Genomic DNA, 15,047 nt, shown 5'->3' with positions numbered 1-15,047 from the left:
CGCCGGGTGCGACGGTAGGGCGGCCGGATGACCCGGGTGCGACCAGCGGGTGAACGTTCGCCCCGCCGCGGGCACGGCATGATGGACGCATGAAGACCGTGCAGCTGCGCCGCTACCAGATCGTCCCGGGGGAGTACGAGGCGTTCATCTCGTGGTTCGTCGCGACCATGCCGCCGGTGCGGCGCGCGACCGGCTTCGAGGTCGAGTTCGCCTACGGCGTGCCCGAGACGAGCGAGTTCGTGTGGGCGGTCAGCGTCGCGGGCGACCGCGAGGAGTTCGAGCGGGTCGAAGCGGCCTACGTCGTCTCGCCCGAGCGGGCGGGTGCGTTCGCGGGGATCCCCGAGCGCATCGCGAGCAAGGAGATCTCCTACGTCGAGGGCGTGCCGGTCGGCTGAGCCCGGCCTCGGCCCGGCGCCGGCTCAGGCGGCGATCGCCCGCGCCCGCACACCAGTGGGCGCCTCGCCGAACTCGGCGCGGAACGCACGGCTGAAGTGCGCGGCGTCGCGGAACCCCCACCGGGCCGCGATCTGCGCGACCGGCCGGTGCGCCGAGAGCGGGTCGACCAGCTCGCGACGGCAGCGGTCGAGGCGACGCGCGCGGATCCAGCTCGAGACCGTCAGCCCCTCCTCGTGGAAGACGGCGTGCAGGTGCCGTGTCGAGATGAAGTGCGCGGCGGCGATGGTCGTGGGGTTGAGCTCTGGCGAGCCGAGGTGCTCGTCGATGTAGGCCTGGGCGCGGCGCAGCATGGGCCGGTGCGGCTTGTCGGCGTCGCGCGCGACGTCGAGCTGCTGGGCGTACATCGTCGTCACGAGGTCGACGGCGTTGCGCGCGAGCCGCGCGCCGACCGGCCCGTCGAGCTGGTCGAGCTGGCCGGCGAGGCCGCCGAGGAAGCCCGACACCATGTGCGCGAGCCCCTCGTCGCCCGAGAGGGTGGTCGCGGTCATGCCGCGCACCGCCTCGGTGGGCAGCTCGATCAGGCGGTGCGGCACCATCAGCACGGCGGTCGTGAAGCGTTCCTCGAACATGAGCGAGTACGGGGTGTTCGTGTCGTAGATGGCGAGGTCGCCCGGGCGCACCACTGCCTCGCGCCCGTCCTGGATGAGCAGGCCGCTGCCCGAGAGCTGCAGGCCGAGCTTGAAGAACCGCGCCTCCTTGCGGGCCACGAGCTCGGGCGTGCGCCGGATCTCGTGCGCGTCGGCGGTCACGACCGAGAGGTGCACCTCGTCGGACGACGCGGTGCGGATGTCGCCGCGGAAGGCGTCGGGCTGCTCGGGCTGCACGCGCAGCGGCACGAACGACCGGGACACGAGGGCGGCGAACTGCGCGTAGTCGAGCGGCGGTGCGGGCGGGCCGGCGGCGGGGGGAGTGCCGAGCGAGTGCTCCACGGCGTCACCTCTGTCTTTCTCCGGACGTCGTCGTCCGGCACGGGGGTGCGGTTATTCTACGCGCGTAGTGGCAACAGCGACAGGGGGACGTGCAGCGGTCGGCAAGCGCCGTTCGCGCAGGGGCAACCCGCCGCCCGGGGGAGCGACGATGATGGCGGGCATCGTGCGAGGCCGCCGGGGTCTCGCGCACCCGGACGAAGGACCTCTGCCATGACCTCAACGTCGACAACGCCGCCGGCGACGACCAGCGCCGAGCTCGGTCGGCGCCGCCTCGGCGTGCCCTCCATCACCCTCATGATCATCGCGGCGTCCGCGCCGCTCACCGTCGTCGCCGGCGGGGTCACCAGCACCTTCGCCGTGACGGGGGTGATCGGCGTGCCCGTCGCGTTCATCCTGCTCGCCGTCGCGCTCGCCGTCTTCGCGGTCGGGTACGCGGGCATGAGCCGCTTCGTCACGAACGCCGGGGCGTTCTACGCCTACATCGCGCAAGGCGTCGGCCGGCCGTTCGGCGTCGGCGCCTCGCTCGTCGCACTCGTCGCCTACAACGCGATGCAGATCGGCATCTACGGACTGTTCGGATTCCAGCTCTCGATGTTCCTCGAGGCCAAGCTCGGCATCGCCACGCCGTGGTGGCTCTGGATCTTCGTCTGCATCGTCGTGGTCGGCATCCTCGGCGTGAACCGCGTCGACCTGTCGGCGAAGGTGCTCGGCACGCTCGTCGCCCTCGAGTTCGCCGCGGTGCTCGTGTTCGACCTCGTCGCGCTCGCCGTGGCACCCGAGGGCGTGAGCACCGCCGCGCTCGAGCCGTCGAGCCTCTTCGTGCCCGGAATCGGCGCCGTGCTCTCGTTCTGCATCGCGGCCTTCATGGGATTCGAGTCGGCCGCCATCTACGGCGAGGAGGCGAAGAACCCGAAGCGGACGGTCGCCCGCGCGACCTACGCCGCCGTCGCGATCATCGGCGTGTTCTACGCGTTCAGCGCGTGGGCGTTCACGGTGGGCGTCGGTCCCTCGCAGATCGTCGAGGCGTCGGCGACCTTCGGGCCCGACCTGATGTTCGTCTTCATGGGCGAGCACGCCCCCGTCATCATCAGCGACATCATGCAGGTGCTGTTCCTGACGAGCCTGTTCGCGGCCCTGCAGTCCTTCCACAACGCCGTCGCCCGCTACCTCTACTCGCTCGGTCGCGAGGGCGTGCTGCACCGCGGGCTCGGCGCGGTCCGTGCGGTCTCCCGTGCGCCGTGGGCGGGGTCGCTCGCGCAGAGCGTCATCGCGGTCGTGGTGACCCTCGGATTCGTCATCGCGGGGGAGGGGATGGGGCTGAAGAACGACTTCGCGCCCACCGAGTTCCTCTATCCGGTGCTCACCATGTTCACCTGGCTCACGAACACGGGTGCGATGGGGCTCGTGCTGCTCATGGGCGTCGTCGCGATCTCGGTCATCGGCTTCTTCCGCCGCGACCGCCGGGGCGTGAGCACCTGGGCGGCCGTCGTCGCGCCCGCGATCGCCGCGGTCGTGCTGTTCACGGTCTTCGTGCTCATCGTGGCGAACTTCGACGTGCTGCTCGGCCAGGCCGAGACCACGCCCGCCACGTTCGTCCTCCCGGCGCTGCTCATCGTCCCGGGCATCCTCGGCGTCGTGTGGGCGTTCGCGCTGCGCCGCCGCGATCCCGAGCTCTACCGCCGCATCGGGCACGGCGTCGACGAGGCCGAGGCCGCCGTGCACGGCTCGGAGCCGCACCGCGGGATCTGAGGCCGGATGCGGCCCGTCGCGACGTTCGCCCGCTCAGGCGAGCGCCGCGACCACGCCCGGTGCGGCCATGGCGGCGAGCATGAGCGACGTGCTCGCCGCCTCGGCGGCGTGGCGGAGGCGCCGGCGGCCGTCGGTGCGGAGCTCTCGCACCACGAGCCATCCGCCGAACACGGTCATCGCGAGGGCGGCCGCGACGAACGCGCCGCCGCCCCCGTGCAGGTGAGGAGCGGCGGACTCGGCGGCGGCCGGCATGGCGAACGCCCAGCCCCCGACGATGAAGGCCAGCGCGCGGTGCAGCGGACGCGGGTCGCCCGAGGCCCGGATCCGTGCGCCGTGCGCCGCCCGTCCGCTGCGCAGGCGCGCCCCGAGCGCGACCCCGATGCCGACGAGCGCCAGCGTCCACGCGAGCGGCGGCACGAGCCGGGTGGCCGCCATGTCGACCATGGCGACGACCATGATCACGGAGGCCGAGAACTCGGGCGCGGTCCGGCGGGTCGACGCGACGCAACCCGCGCCGGCGAGCGCGCCGACGATCATCGCGCCATGGGCGAATTCGTTCATCTCGGGACTTCCCTGTCTCGTGGATGCAGGCTAATGTATCTCAACATTCGTAGAGAAAACGAGGTTCCAGCATGACGACGACGTCTGCCCAGCACTCGCACCACGCGAGCCCGTCACCCATCGACACCCTGCCGCCCGTGCGCCGCGACGACCCACTGCGCGGCCTCGCGGCCGACGAGATCGTCGCGACGCGCGAGATCCTCGCCGCCGCCGGGCTCGTGCGCGAGTCCACCCGCTTCGTGTACGTCGGGGTCGACGAGCCCGCGAAGGCGGCGGTCCTGTCGGGGCTCGAACTGCCCCGGGTCATCCGTGCGCTGCTGCTCGACCAGGCCACCGGCGCCTCGCACGACGCGCGCGTGTCGCTGACCGCCCGCGAGGTCGTGTCCGTCGAGGAGATCGACGGGGCGAACGGCCAGGTCCCGATCCTCGACGTCGAGTTCGAGGCGATCTACGATCTGCTCGGCCGCGAGGAGGACTGGCATGCCGCGCTCGCCAAGCGCGGGATCACGCACGAGCAGGTCGCGCTCGCACCGCTCTCGGCGGGCCAGTACGGCTTCGAGAGCGAGCGCGGGCGCCGCGTCATCCGGGTGCTCGCCTTCATGCGGCAGTACGAGCAGGACCACTGCTGGGCGCACCCGGTCGACGGGCTGTGCGCCTACGTCGACATGGTCGAGGGCCGCATGTTCGAGCTCGTCGACCACAAGGTCTACGACATCCCCGCCGAGGGCGGCAACTTCGACGACCCCGAGGTGCAGGGCGCGCCACTCGACACCCTGAAGCCGATCTCGATCACCCAGCCCGAGGGGCCGAGCTTCACCGTCGACGGCGACGAGGTGTCGTGGGCGAACTGGCGCTTCTCGCTCGCCTTCGACGCCCGCGAGGGGCTCGTGCTGCGTCGCATCCGCTTCGTCGACGCCGACCAGGGCGGCGCCGAGCGCGACATCGTCTACCGTGCCTCGATCGCCGAGATGGTCGTGCCGTACGGCGACCCGTCGCCCGCGCGCTTCTGGCAGAACTACTTCGACACCGGCGAGTACGTGTTCGGCCGGTACGCGAACTCGCTCGTGCTGGGCTGCGACTGCCTCGGCGAGATCCAGTACCTCGACGCCACGCTGGCCGACGAGCTCGGCAACCCCCGGGTCATCCCGAACGCGATCTGCATGCACGAGGAGGACTACGGCACCCTCTGGAAGCACACCGACATCTACACCGGCTCGAACGAGGTGCGCCGCCAGCGCCGCCTGGTGATCAGCTTCTTCACGACCGTCGGCAACTACGACTACGGCTTCTACTGGTACCTCTACCTCGACGGCACCATCGAGTGCGAGGCGAAGCTCACGGGCGTGCTCTTCACCTCGGCGTACGACCCCGAGGCGGGCGACCACGCGAGCGAGGTCGCGCCGGGCCTCGGGGCCCCCTACCACCAGCACCTGTTCAGCGCCCGGCTCGACATGATGGTCGACGGCGTCGCGAACGCGGTCGACGAGGTCGACGCGGTGCGCCTGCCGATGGGCGAGGGCAACGAGTACGGCAACGCGTTCACGAAGCGCACCACGCGCCTGCGCACCGAGTCGGAGGGCGTTCGCGACGCCGACCTCGCCGTCGGCCGCGCCTGGCACATCGTCAACACCGAGAAGCAGAACCGCCTCGGCCGGCCGGTCGCGTACGAGCTGCTCGCGCAGGGCCTGCCGACCCTGATGGCCGACCCCGAGTCGGTCATCGCCAAGCGCGCCGGCTTCACCCGCAACCACCTCTGGGTCACGCGCTACGCGCAGGACGAGCGGTACCCGGCGGGCGACCTCGTGAACCAGAACCCCGGCGGTGACGGCCTGCCGCGCTACACCGCGGCCGACCGCTCGATCGACGGCGAGGATATCGTGCTCTGGCACACCTTCGGCCCCACGCACTTCCCGCGCGTGGAGGACTGGCCGGTCATGCCCGTCGACTACGCCAAGTTCACCCTGAAGCCGTACGGCTTCTTCAACCGCAACCCCGCGCTGAACGTGCCCTCGTCGGCATCGATGGGCATGGCCTGCCACACGGAGGGCGCGGAGGGTGCGCACGGCTCGCACTCCGGCGACGCCGGGTGCGGCTGCGCCGCAGGGACGTGCGACTGCTCGGGGCACGCGCACTGAGCTGACCGTCGCGTCCGCGCAACGGGCGGTCGGATGTCGCGTGGCGACGTCCGGCCGCCCGTCGTCGTCGCGGCCGGTCGCCGCCGGTCGTCGCCCGGGACGGTCAGCGCAGCAGCGCCAGGTACCCCTCGAGCATGTTCGTGAGCCGCTCGGGCGACGAGGTGTGCGGCGAGACGACGGCGACCACCTGCACGCCGTCGAGGAGGGCCATGAAGAGGTCGGTGACGAGGGGGACCTCGACGTCGGGGCGGATCTCGCCGAGCCGCTTCGCGGTCTCGAGGTGACCCGTGATCTCGTCGCGCCAGCGCTGCATGGTGCGCTCGTGGAGCTCGAGCAGCTCGGGCTCGTTGGCCGCGTACTCCCAGAACGGGATCACGATGCGGGCCTCGAGGAGGCGTTCGTCGTCGATCGGGAAGATCTGCAGCATGAGCGCCCGCAGCGCCGGGAGGCCCGCGAGGTCGGCGCGCACGGCGGCGAAGCGCTCGTTCGTCGCCTCGAAGACGTGCTCGAACGTCGCGCCGAGCAGCTCCTCCTTGTTGCGGAAGTAGGGGAACAGGCCGCCGTTGGCGACCCCCGACTCCTTCGCGATCTCGCGCATGGTCGTCGCTCGGAAGCCCTTCGCGGCGATCAGGCGCCAGGTCGCGTGCACGATCGCGAGACGACGTTCGTCGTGGTCGACGATCTTCGGCATGGAGGCCCTCCCGGGTGACGGCGGTGCGTTCGCTCCACGATACGGCGCGATCGGAGCCGACACGGCGATGGCCGGGCGGGAATCCTCCCGCCCGGCCATCGCCGTCGCGTCGGTGCCTCAGCCGTTGACGACCTGCGGCACGGCGAGCGCCTTGAGGCCCTCGACGCCGAACTCGAGGCCGTAGCCCGACTGCTTCGCACCGCCGAACGGCACCATCGGGTGCACCACGCCGTGGGCGTTGATCCAGACGGTGCCCGACTGGATCCGCGAGGCGACCTCGCGGGCCGTGTCGCGGTCCGACGACCAGACGGAGGCGCCGAGGCCGACGTCGACGCCGTTGGCCATCTCGATCGCCTCGTCGAGGTCGCGGTACCGGATGATCGGGAGCGCCGGGCCGAACTGCTCCTCCGCCACGAGCGGGTGGTCGTTGTCGATGTCGGCGACCAGCGTCGTCGGGTAGAAGTACCCCGGCTGCCCGCGGTCGGGCTCGCCGCCGAGCACGACGCGCGCCCCCGACGCCTTCGCCGACTCGACGAGCCGGTCGACGATGTCGAACTGCTGCCGGTTCTGCAGCGGCCCGAGCACGTTCCGCTCGTCGACGCCGACGCCCATCGGCATGGCGGCGGCCACCTCGGCGAGGGCGTCGACGACCTCGTCGTAGACGTCGTCGTGCACGTAGAGGCGCTTCAGTGCGGCGCAGGTCTGCCCCGTGTTGATGAACGCGCCCCAGAAGAGCCCCTCGGCGATCGCCTTCGGGTCGACGTCGGGCAGCACGATGCCGGCGTCGTTGCCGCCGAGCTCGAGGGTGAGACGCTTGACCGTGTCGGCCGAGCTACGGATGATCGCCTTGCCGGTCGCGGTGGAGCCGGTGAACATGACCTTGCCGATCTCGGGGTGCGCCGAGAGCGCGGCGCCGACGTCGCGACCGCCGCTGACGATGTGCAGCACGCCCTCGGGGAGGACGGTGTTGATCACCTGCACGAGCGCGAGCACGCTGAGCGGCGTGTACTCCGAGGGCTTCACCACCACGGTGTTGCCCATGCGCAGCGCCGGGGCGATCTGCCACACGGTGATCATCTGCGGCCAGTTCCACGGGCCGATGGCGCCGACGACGCCGATGGGGCGGTAGTGGAGCTCGGCATGGGTCTCGCCGTCGTCGAACACCACCTCGGCCTCGAGCGGCGTCGCGGCGGCGGCCCGCATCCAGCCGGACGCCCCGCCGACCTCGAAGCGCGCGTTCGGGCCGTTGAGCGGCTTGCCCTGCTCGCGCGAGAGCAGGTGGGCGAGCGCCTCGGCGTTCGCGTCGATCGCGTCGGCGGCCTGCAGCAGCAGTTCGCTGCGGCGCTCGTGGCCGAGTGCCGCCCACGCCGGCTGCGCGGCCTTCGCCGCGGCGACCGCGCGGTCGAGGTCGTCGACCGTGTGCACGGGGGCGTGGCCGACCACGGCTCCGGTCGCGGGGTCGAGGATCTCGCGGCGTTCGCCGCCCTCGGGGGTGATCTCCGCGAGGAGCGCGGCGTGCGCCTCCTCGAGGACGGGGGTCTGGGTGTCGATGGTCATGGCTCCTCCACGTCGAGTCGTGACCATCCACGCTAGGAGCGCGCCGGGGTGCGGCGTTGTCCAGGCGTGCGGGCCCCTTGACCGGGAGCGCACGCGATCGCGTCCATGCCCGCCGCGGCCTGGCCGAGGCCGCGGTGGCCGCGGCTCGTGAACGCGACGACGAGGCTCGCCACCGCGAGCGCGCTCGCGAGGAGGCTCCACGGCTCGGGTGCGAGCTGCAGCAGCCCGTAGCCGCCGATGCCGACGGCGAACCGCACGAGTCGCCAGAGCACGCGGGGGCGCCGTGGCTCGACGGCGCCGATGAGCACCGCGCGCTCGCCGAGGGTCACCCCGCCCGCGAGGACGGAGACCGCCTGCGCGGCGATCACGAGCAGCGTCGCGGCGAGCGACACGGGGTCCGCGACCTCGAGCACCGCCTCCCGCCCGGCGAGCAGCAGGATCGCGGTGTTCGCGAGCACCGACAGCACCACCGAGCCGACGCCGAGCACGAGGAGGTCGGCGGTCATCGCCAGCAGTCGGCGCCCGGCCGAGACCGCGCTGGGCGAGGCATCCCGCGGTTCGTCGGAGGCCCGACCGCGGCGGAGGAGCGCGAGCGCCGCGAGCGAGCCGAGCACCGCGCCGATCGTGTTCGCCAGCAGGTCGCCCGTGTCGAACAGGCGGTACGCGCACGGGTAGGCGCCCCAGATGCCGGTGAGCTGCGTGAGCTCGATCCCGAGCGAGACGAGGGCGCCCGCGGCCGTCGCGACCACGACGCCGCGGTCGAACAGCGCGCGCACGAAGAAGCCGAGCGGCGCGAACAGCACGATGTTCAGCACGAGTTGCTGGAACGCCGCGTTGCGCAGCAGCGACCCGCCCTCCTCGGCCTGCAGGCGCGCGATGTCCGTCACGACGGCGAACGGGTCGAGCTCGACCCCGACGCAGTCGTACGCGCCATCGGGCAGGGGGAGCAGCGTGTACGCCCAGAGCCCCATCACGTAGAAGAGCAGGGCGATCCAGCCGAGCATCCTCGCGGCCGAGAACCCGCCGCGCCGACGGTAGCTGAGCGCCACGAGCGGCACGAACACGAGGGTGAGGGCGACGGCGCCGACGAGGACGGCGATCACGCCGGGCATGAGGCGATCCACGTTCGACGAGTCTACGGAGGCCGCATGCGGGCGCCGCCGTCGCCGCGCCGTCGCGTCCAGCAGCACCCGTTCGACGCCACGTACAACACTCGATCACGAATGTCTAGGTATGATCGAGACATCCCCGGAAAGAATGCGGCCAGCGCTGCCCACCGGCAGACGCGGTCGCACGACCCTGGTCGACGACGCCCACGTCCGCTCGACCGAGAAGGAAGAACGTGAGCCACGAGTTCGACGCCCGCCGTGCCGAATGGATCGCCAAGGAAGAGCTCGCCGAGCGGATGATTCCGCTGATCGGCGGCCTGTACCGAGACCACGGGGTGGTGACGTCGATCCACGGGCGACGGCTGATCAACCGCTCGGCGGTCGAACTGCTGAAGGCGCACCGCTTCGCCCGCCAGGCCGGCGATGTCGAGCTCGACCTCGTCGACACCATGCGCGTGCTCGAGGTGCTGCGCGAGATCGCCCCGGGCCCGGCCTCGGTCGACGTCGCCCGCCTCGTCTCCCGCTACAACGACGCCGTCGGCGAGGGCGAGGCCCGTGAGCTCGTCGACTTCGTGCGCGACGAGCTCGCCCCCGTCATCGCCGAGGCGGGCGCCCCCGAGGCCGAGGGCACCGACGTGGTCCTCTACGGCTTCGGCCGCATCGGGCGCCTGCTCGCCCGCATCCTCATCGCCCACACGGGCGGCGGCCAGGGCCTGCGCCTGCGCGCCGTGGTCGTGCGCAAGGGCGCCGAGAACGACCTCGTCAAGCGCGCGAGCCTGCTGCGCCGCGACTCGGTGCACGGCCCCTTCGCGGGCACCATCGAGGTCGACGAGGAGGCGAACACGATCCTCGCCAACGGCACGCTGATCCAGGTCATCTACTCCGACGACCCGGCCGCGATCGACTACACGGCCTACGGCATCCACGACGCGATCGTCGTCGACAACACGGGCCGCTGGCGCGACGAGGCCGGGCTCAGCCAGCACCTGCAGTCGAAGGGCGTCGCGCGGGTGCTGCTCACCGCACCCGGCAAGGGCGCGATCAAGAACATCGTGCACGGCATCAACACCGACGACATCACCGACGCCGACCGCATCCTCTCGGCCGCGTCCTGCACGACCAACGCGATCACCCCGGTGCTGAAGGCCGTCGACGACGCCTACGGCGTGGTGCGCGGGCACGTCGAGACGGTGCACTCGTTCACGAACGACCAGAACCTCATCGACAACTTCCACAAGGGCGACCGCCGCGGCCGCTCGGCCGTGCTCAACATGGTCATCGCCGAGACCGGTGCCGCGAAGGCCGTGTCGAAGGCGCTGCCCGCCCTCGAGGGCAAGCTCACGGGGTCGGCGATCCGCGTGCCCACGCCCGACGTGTCGCTCGCGATCCTGAACCTCCAGTTCGAGCGCCCCGCGACGAAGACCGAGCTCAACAGGTTCCTCCGCCAGACCTCGCTCACCTCGCCGCTGCGCCAGCAGATCGACTACATCGAGTCGCCCGAGGTGGTCTCGACCGACTTCGTCGGCTCGAACCGCGCCGGCATCGTCGACGGCCTCGCGACCATCGCCGACGGCACCGACGCCGTGCTCTACGTCTGGTACGACAACGAGTACGGCTACTCGTGCCAGGTCGTGCGCGTCATCGAGGCGATGGCGGGCAGCCACCCCGTCGTGCTGCCCGAGCGCCAGCCCGTCGTGCTCGCCCGCGAGCCCGAGCCGGTCGGCTGAGGCCCCCGGCCGCGACGTCGACCGGATGCCCCGTGCGCACGCCTGCGCACGGGGCATCCGTCGTTCGCGTACCAAGCGAGCGCTTGGCTGGCCGTAGGCTGGAGCCATGAGCACTGAAGCCGTCATCGTCGACGTCATCCGCACGCCCGTGGGGCGCGGCAAGCCCGGCGGGCTCCTCTCCGCCGTCCACCCCGTCGACCTCCTCGCAGGCGTCCTCGACGCGCTCGTCAACCGCAACGATCTCGACCCCGCCCTGATCGACGACGTGATCGGCGGCTGCGTCAGCCAGATCGGCGAGCAGAGCTACAACATCACGCGCAACGCGGTGCTCGCCGCGGGCTTCCCCGAGCACGTGCCGGGCACGACGATCGACCGCCAGTGCGGCTCGAGCCAGCAGGCCGCGACCTTCGCGGCGCAGGCGGTGCTCGCGGGCCAGGCCGACATCGTGATCGCCTGCGGCGTCGAGTCGATGAGCCGGGTGCCGCTCGGCTCGAGCGCGGCGGGCGCCGACCCGTACGGCTCGCGCATCCGCACCCGCTACCCCGAGGGGCTCGTGAACCAGGGCGTCTCGGCCGAGCTGATCGCGGCGAAGTGGGGCTTCGACCGCGACGAGCTCGACGCGTTCGCCGCCCGTTCGCACGAGCTCGCCGCCGCCGCGCACGAGTCGGGCGCCTTCGCGAGCGAGGTCGTGCCCGTGCCCGGCGTCGACGCGCTCGCCGACGAGACGGTGCGACCCGGCACCTCGGTCGCCTCGCTCGCGGGCCTCAACCCGGCGTTCCGCACCGAGGCGCTCGCCGAGCGCTTCCCCGAGCTCGACTGGCGCATCACGCCGGGCAACTCCTCGCCGCTCACCGACGGGGCGTCCGCCGCACTCATCATGAGCGCCGAGCGCGCGTCGCAGCTGGGGCTCACCCCGCGGGCGCGCTTCCGATCGTTCTCGGTGGTCGGCAGCGACCCGCTCTACATGCTGACGGGCGTCATCCCGGCGACCGCGAAGGTGCTCGATCGCGCCGGCCTCACGCACGACGACATCGACGCGTACGAGGTCAACGAGGCGTTCGCCTCGGTGCCGCTCGCGTGGCTGCGCGACACCGGGGCGGATGCCGCGAAGCTCAACCCGCGCGGCGGGGCGATCGCGCTCGGGCATGCGCTGGGCTCGAGCGGCACGCGCCTGCTCACGACCCTCGTCAACCAGCTCGAGGCGACGGGCGGCCGCTACGGACTGCAGACGATGTGCGAGGGCGGCGGCATGGCCAACGCCACCGTCATCGAGCGCATCTGACCCGCCCCGCGATCCGCCCAGCCACTCCAGCAGCTGCACCCCACCCCTTCACCCTTCACACCCACCCAGCCCAGCCCGCCATCGAGATGCCACAACTCGTCGGGTCCCCGCATCCGGACCCGACGATCGGTGTCACCTCGGCGTGACCCAACCGAAAGGAACTCACATGGAACTCAACGGAGCATCGGCGCTCGTCACGGGCGGCGCCTCGGGGCTCGGCCGCGCCACCGCGCGCGCACTCATCGAGGGCGGCGCCTCCGTCGTGCTCGTCGACCTCCCGGGCCCCCGCGGCGAGGAGGCCGCGGCCGAGCTCGGCGATCGCGCGCGCTTCGTCGCCGCCGACGTCGCGAACGAGGCCGAGGTGCAGGCCGCGGTCGAGGCAGCCTCGGCGCTCGGGCCGCTCCGCGTCGCGGTGAACTGCGCGGGCATCGCGACCGGCAACCGCACGGTCGGACGCGAGGGCCCCGCGCCGCTCGACGTGTTCGAGCGCACGATCCGCGTGAACCTCATCGGCACCTTCAACGTCGCCCGCCTCGCCGCCGCCGCGATGGCCGCGACCGAGCCCGCGACGGGCCGGGTGCCGGGCGGCCCCGAGACGCCCGAGCGGGGCGTCATCGTCAACACCGCCTCGGTCGCCGCCTTCGACGGGCAGATCGGGCAGGCCGCCTACTCGGCGTCGAAGGGCGGCGTCGCGGCGATGACCCTGCCGCTCGCGCGCGACCTGTCGAAGCTGCTCATCCGCGTCGTCACGATCGCCCCGGGCATCTTCGAGACGCCGATGATGGCGTCGATGGCGCAGGAGGTGCAGGATTCGCTCGCGGCCCAGATCCCGCACCCCTCGCGTTTCGGTTCGCCCGCCGAGTACGCGGCGCTCGTGCGCTCGATCGTCGCCAACCCGATGCTGAACGGTGAGACGATCCGCCTCGACGGCGCGATCCGCATGGGGCCGAAGTAGGGCGGTCGCGCAGCGACCACGGCAGGATGCCCCGGGGCCGGCGATCGGAGGATCGCGGGCCCCGGGGCATCCGTGCGTCGGGTGGTGCGCCGCGGCGTGCCGTACGGTGCTCAGCGCACCGCGGCGCGGGGGCTGCGGTTGCCCGGGAAGTCGAGCGTGCCGCGCCCGCCGCCCCGCGCCGCCTTGACGATGCCGTCGATCGAGTCCCAGGTGCAGACGGCGGCGACGCCGCCGATGAAGAGCACCGACAGTACGCGGACGGCGTCGGCGTCGAGGTGCGGCTCGACCAGCGCGAGGAACTCGGGGCTGAGGAGCATGCCCTCGACGAAGAGCCAGATGACCGGGATCGCGAACGCGGCGTTCAGGACGACGTTGACGGTCGCATTGGCCCAGTTCCAGTCGGCGCGGTAGATCCAGACGGCGAAGGCCGCCTCGAGCACGATGAGCACGAGGAGGTAGGGCAGCCAGAACGACCACAGCTCGGGCGCGAGCAGCGGCACCGACGAGCGCTCGCCGCCGATCCAGACGATGCCGAACTGCTGCCACACGAGGAACACGGCGGCGATCGCGAGCCACACGAGGCTGGCGATGAGGTCGCTGCGCCGGTGCGGGCGGCGCACCTCGGGCAGTTGCGGCAGCTGGTCGGGCGTCCACCCGAGCACGTCGTCGGCGGCTCCCGCAGCGGCGGGTTCGTACCGCTCGATCAGGGCGAAGACGAGCGTGAGCCAGAACGCGAGGTGCACGGCCACGCTGAGGCCGATGCCGATCGCCGCGCCGATCACCTCCCACCCGCCGCCCGAGATCACGAGGCCGAGCGCGGCCGCCGCGGCGACCGTCGCTGGTACGAACGACTCGAGGAAGACGAGCAGGCGCCGCCAGATGAGGAAGTAGCGCGGGCCGATCAGCATGAGCGGGCGGTCGCTGTAGCTCGCCGCGAGCACGGCGGGATTGCCGAGCTCGACGAGGGCGTCGAGCTCGGCGGTCTCGGGCGTCGACGCCCCCGACGCGACGCGCGCGTCGATGGTGTCGGCGATGCGCTCGGCGAGGTCGCGCGAGAGCTCTTCGCGCTGCGCGGCGGGCAGGGTGCGCGTGGCCGCGAAGAGGTAGCGGTCGGTGAGCTCGGTCATCATTCGTCTCCGTCGGTGAGTCCGGCGAGGGCATCGTCGATGCGTCGCCAGTCGGTCATGAGGGCGCCGGCGAGCTGCTCGCCGGTCTGGCTGGTGCGGTAGAACTTGCGCGGCCGGGCCTCGTCGGTGTTCCACTCGCTCGTGAGGAGGCCCTGCTTCTCGAGCCGGCGCAGCAGCGGGTAGAGCGTGTTGGCGTCGACGAGGATGCCGAGGCCGTTCAGCGACTCGAGCAGCGCATAGCCGTAGTCGGGCGTGCGCAGCCGGATCAGGCACGCGAGCACGACGGTGCCGCGGCGCAGTTCTTGCAGGTGCCCGGCGGTCGTCTCATCGGAGTTCATGTTTCACACGATACTGTGCGTTACACACTAATGCAAGAGAAACTTCATCGCGTTGGATGCGCCTGGGCTGGGCTGGGCTGGGCTGGGCTGGGCTGGGCTGGGGTGGGCTGGGCTGGGGTGGGCTGGGCTGGGGTGCGCCGGGCTGGGCTGGGCCAGGCTGGGGTGGGCCAGGCTGGGGTGGGCGGCTGGGCTGGGGTGCGCCGGTTCGCGGGCCTCGCCGCGGCCATCCGGCGAAGCGTGGGCCGTACCGCAGCCGCGTCGTGGACGCGCGGCGGACGTGCGGTAGGCAGGGGTCCGCGGCGGACGTGCTCGTCGCGCCGCCGTCGTGCCACGGTCGCGTCGCCGTCGCTTCGCCGATGCGTCGCAGTCGCTCCACGGTGGTGACGAGTCGCAGGATCAGGGGGCCCTGAAGCGTGCGATCGCCGGCGTGC

At 72.1% G+C, this 15,047-nt stretch carries 13 protein-coding genes; 6 read left to right on the top strand and 7 right to left on the bottom strand.

The features are described from left to right. Window positions 1–89: 89 nt before the first annotated feature. Entirely contained in the window at window positions 90–395 is a 306-nt protein-coding gene (locus tag ACFVSL_RS00740) for a hypothetical protein (protein ID WP_386937607.1), read from the top strand. A gap of 24 nt (window positions 396–419) precedes the next feature. Here ACFVSL_RS00740 and ACFVSL_RS00735 read toward each other — a convergent pair whose 3' ends face one another. Beyond that, window positions 420–1,385, bottom strand: coding sequence for a helix-turn-helix domain-containing protein (locus ACFVSL_RS00735; RefSeq protein WP_386937605.1), 966 nt, complete (start codon window positions 1,383–1,385; stop codon window positions 420–422). A gap of 210 nt (window positions 1,386–1,595) precedes the next feature. Here ACFVSL_RS00735 and ACFVSL_RS00730 point away from each other — a divergent pair, with 210 nt between their 5' ends. Further along, a complete protein-coding gene (locus ACFVSL_RS00730; protein ID WP_386937604.1) occupies window positions 1,596–3,134 on the top strand; it encodes an APC family permease in 1,539 nt (512 codons plus the stop codon). A gap of 33 nt (window positions 3,135–3,167) precedes the next feature. Here the strand turns inward: ACFVSL_RS00730 and ACFVSL_RS00725 are convergent, their stop codons facing one another. Beyond that, window positions 3,168–3,695: a hypothetical protein gene (locus tag ACFVSL_RS00725; RefSeq protein WP_386937602.1), complete on the bottom strand. Its 528-nt coding sequence runs from the start codon at window positions 3,693–3,695 to the stop codon at window positions 3,168–3,170. Window positions 3,696–3,766: 71 nt separating this feature from the next. On the opposite strand from ACFVSL_RS00725, the gene ACFVSL_RS00720 reads away from it, so the two are divergent. After that, window positions 3,767–5,830, top strand: a complete 2,064-nt coding sequence (locus ACFVSL_RS00720; protein WP_386937601.1) for a primary-amine oxidase — start codon at window positions 3,767–3,769, stop codon at window positions 5,828–5,830. Between the two features lie 103 nt (window positions 5,831–5,933). On the opposite strand, the gene ACFVSL_RS00715 is transcribed toward ACFVSL_RS00720, so the two are convergent. The 3 genes from ACFVSL_RS00715 to ACFVSL_RS00705 all read right to left on the bottom strand — a co-directional run bounded on the left by ACFVSL_RS00715 (window position 5,934) and on the right by ACFVSL_RS00705 (window position 9,202). Next, the gene (locus ACFVSL_RS00715) at window positions 5,934–6,521 is read right to left on the bottom strand and encodes a TetR/AcrR family transcriptional regulator (protein WP_386937599.1); all 588 of its coding nucleotides are present in this window, start codon (window positions 6,519–6,521) and stop codon (window positions 5,934–5,936) included. A gap of 117 nt (window positions 6,522–6,638) precedes the next feature. Beyond that, window positions 6,639–8,078, bottom strand: a complete 1,440-nt coding sequence (locus ACFVSL_RS00710) for an aldehyde dehydrogenase family protein (protein WP_386937597.1) — start codon at window positions 8,076–8,078, stop codon at window positions 6,639–6,641. 32 nt (window positions 8,079–8,110) lie between these two features. Further along, window positions 8,111–9,202 (bottom strand): VanZ family protein, encoded by a 1,092-nt coding sequence (locus ACFVSL_RS00705; protein ID WP_386937595.1) that lies wholly within the window; start codon window positions 9,200–9,202, stop codon window positions 8,111–8,113. Window positions 9,203–9,483: 281 nt separating this feature from the next. Here ACFVSL_RS00705 and ACFVSL_RS00700 point away from each other — a divergent pair, with 281 nt between their 5' ends. The 3 genes from ACFVSL_RS00700 (at window position 9,484) to ACFVSL_RS00690 (ending at window position 13,151) form a co-directional block, all read left to right on the top strand. Next, window positions 9,484–10,914 (top strand): glyceraldehyde-3-phosphate dehydrogenase, encoded by a 1,431-nt coding sequence (locus ACFVSL_RS00700; RefSeq protein ID WP_386939295.1) that lies wholly within the window; start codon window positions 9,484–9,486, stop codon window positions 10,912–10,914. Between the two features lie 106 nt (window positions 10,915–11,020). Continuing rightward, window positions 11,021–12,196, top strand: a complete 1,176-nt coding sequence (locus ACFVSL_RS00695) for a thiolase family protein (protein ID WP_386937593.1) — start codon at window positions 11,021–11,023, stop codon at window positions 12,194–12,196. Between the two features lie 166 nt (window positions 12,197–12,362). After that, the gene (locus ACFVSL_RS00690) at window positions 12,363–13,151 is read left to right on the top strand and encodes an SDR family NAD(P)-dependent oxidoreductase (protein WP_386937591.1); all 789 of its coding nucleotides are present in this window, start codon (window positions 12,363–12,365) and stop codon (window positions 13,149–13,151) included. A gap of 110 nt (window positions 13,152–13,261) precedes the next feature. Here the strand turns inward: ACFVSL_RS00690 and ACFVSL_RS00685 are convergent, their stop codons facing one another. Next, window positions 13,262–14,278 carry a permease prefix domain 1-containing protein gene (locus ACFVSL_RS00685; protein WP_386937590.1) on the bottom strand — a complete coding sequence of 339 codons (1,017 nt, stop codon included), beginning with the start codon at window positions 14,276–14,278 and terminating at the stop codon, window positions 13,262–13,264. Next, window positions 14,278–14,616: a PadR family transcriptional regulator gene (locus tag ACFVSL_RS00680; protein ID WP_386937588.1), complete on the bottom strand. Its 339-nt coding sequence runs from the start codon at window positions 14,614–14,616 to the stop codon at window positions 14,278–14,280. The genes ACFVSL_RS00685 and ACFVSL_RS00680 overlap by 1 nt, the downstream gene beginning before the upstream one ends. Between the last annotated feature and the right edge of the window lie 431 nt (window positions 14,617–15,047).

Source organism: Agromyces sp. NPDC058064, assembly GCF_042885275.1.
In the GTDB taxonomy this organism is placed as follows: domain Bacteria; phylum Actinomycetota; class Actinomycetes; order Actinomycetales; family Microbacteriaceae; genus Agromyces.
Note: the sequence above shows the minus strand (reverse complement) of the source record. Positions and strands in the feature narration are given on the sequence as shown.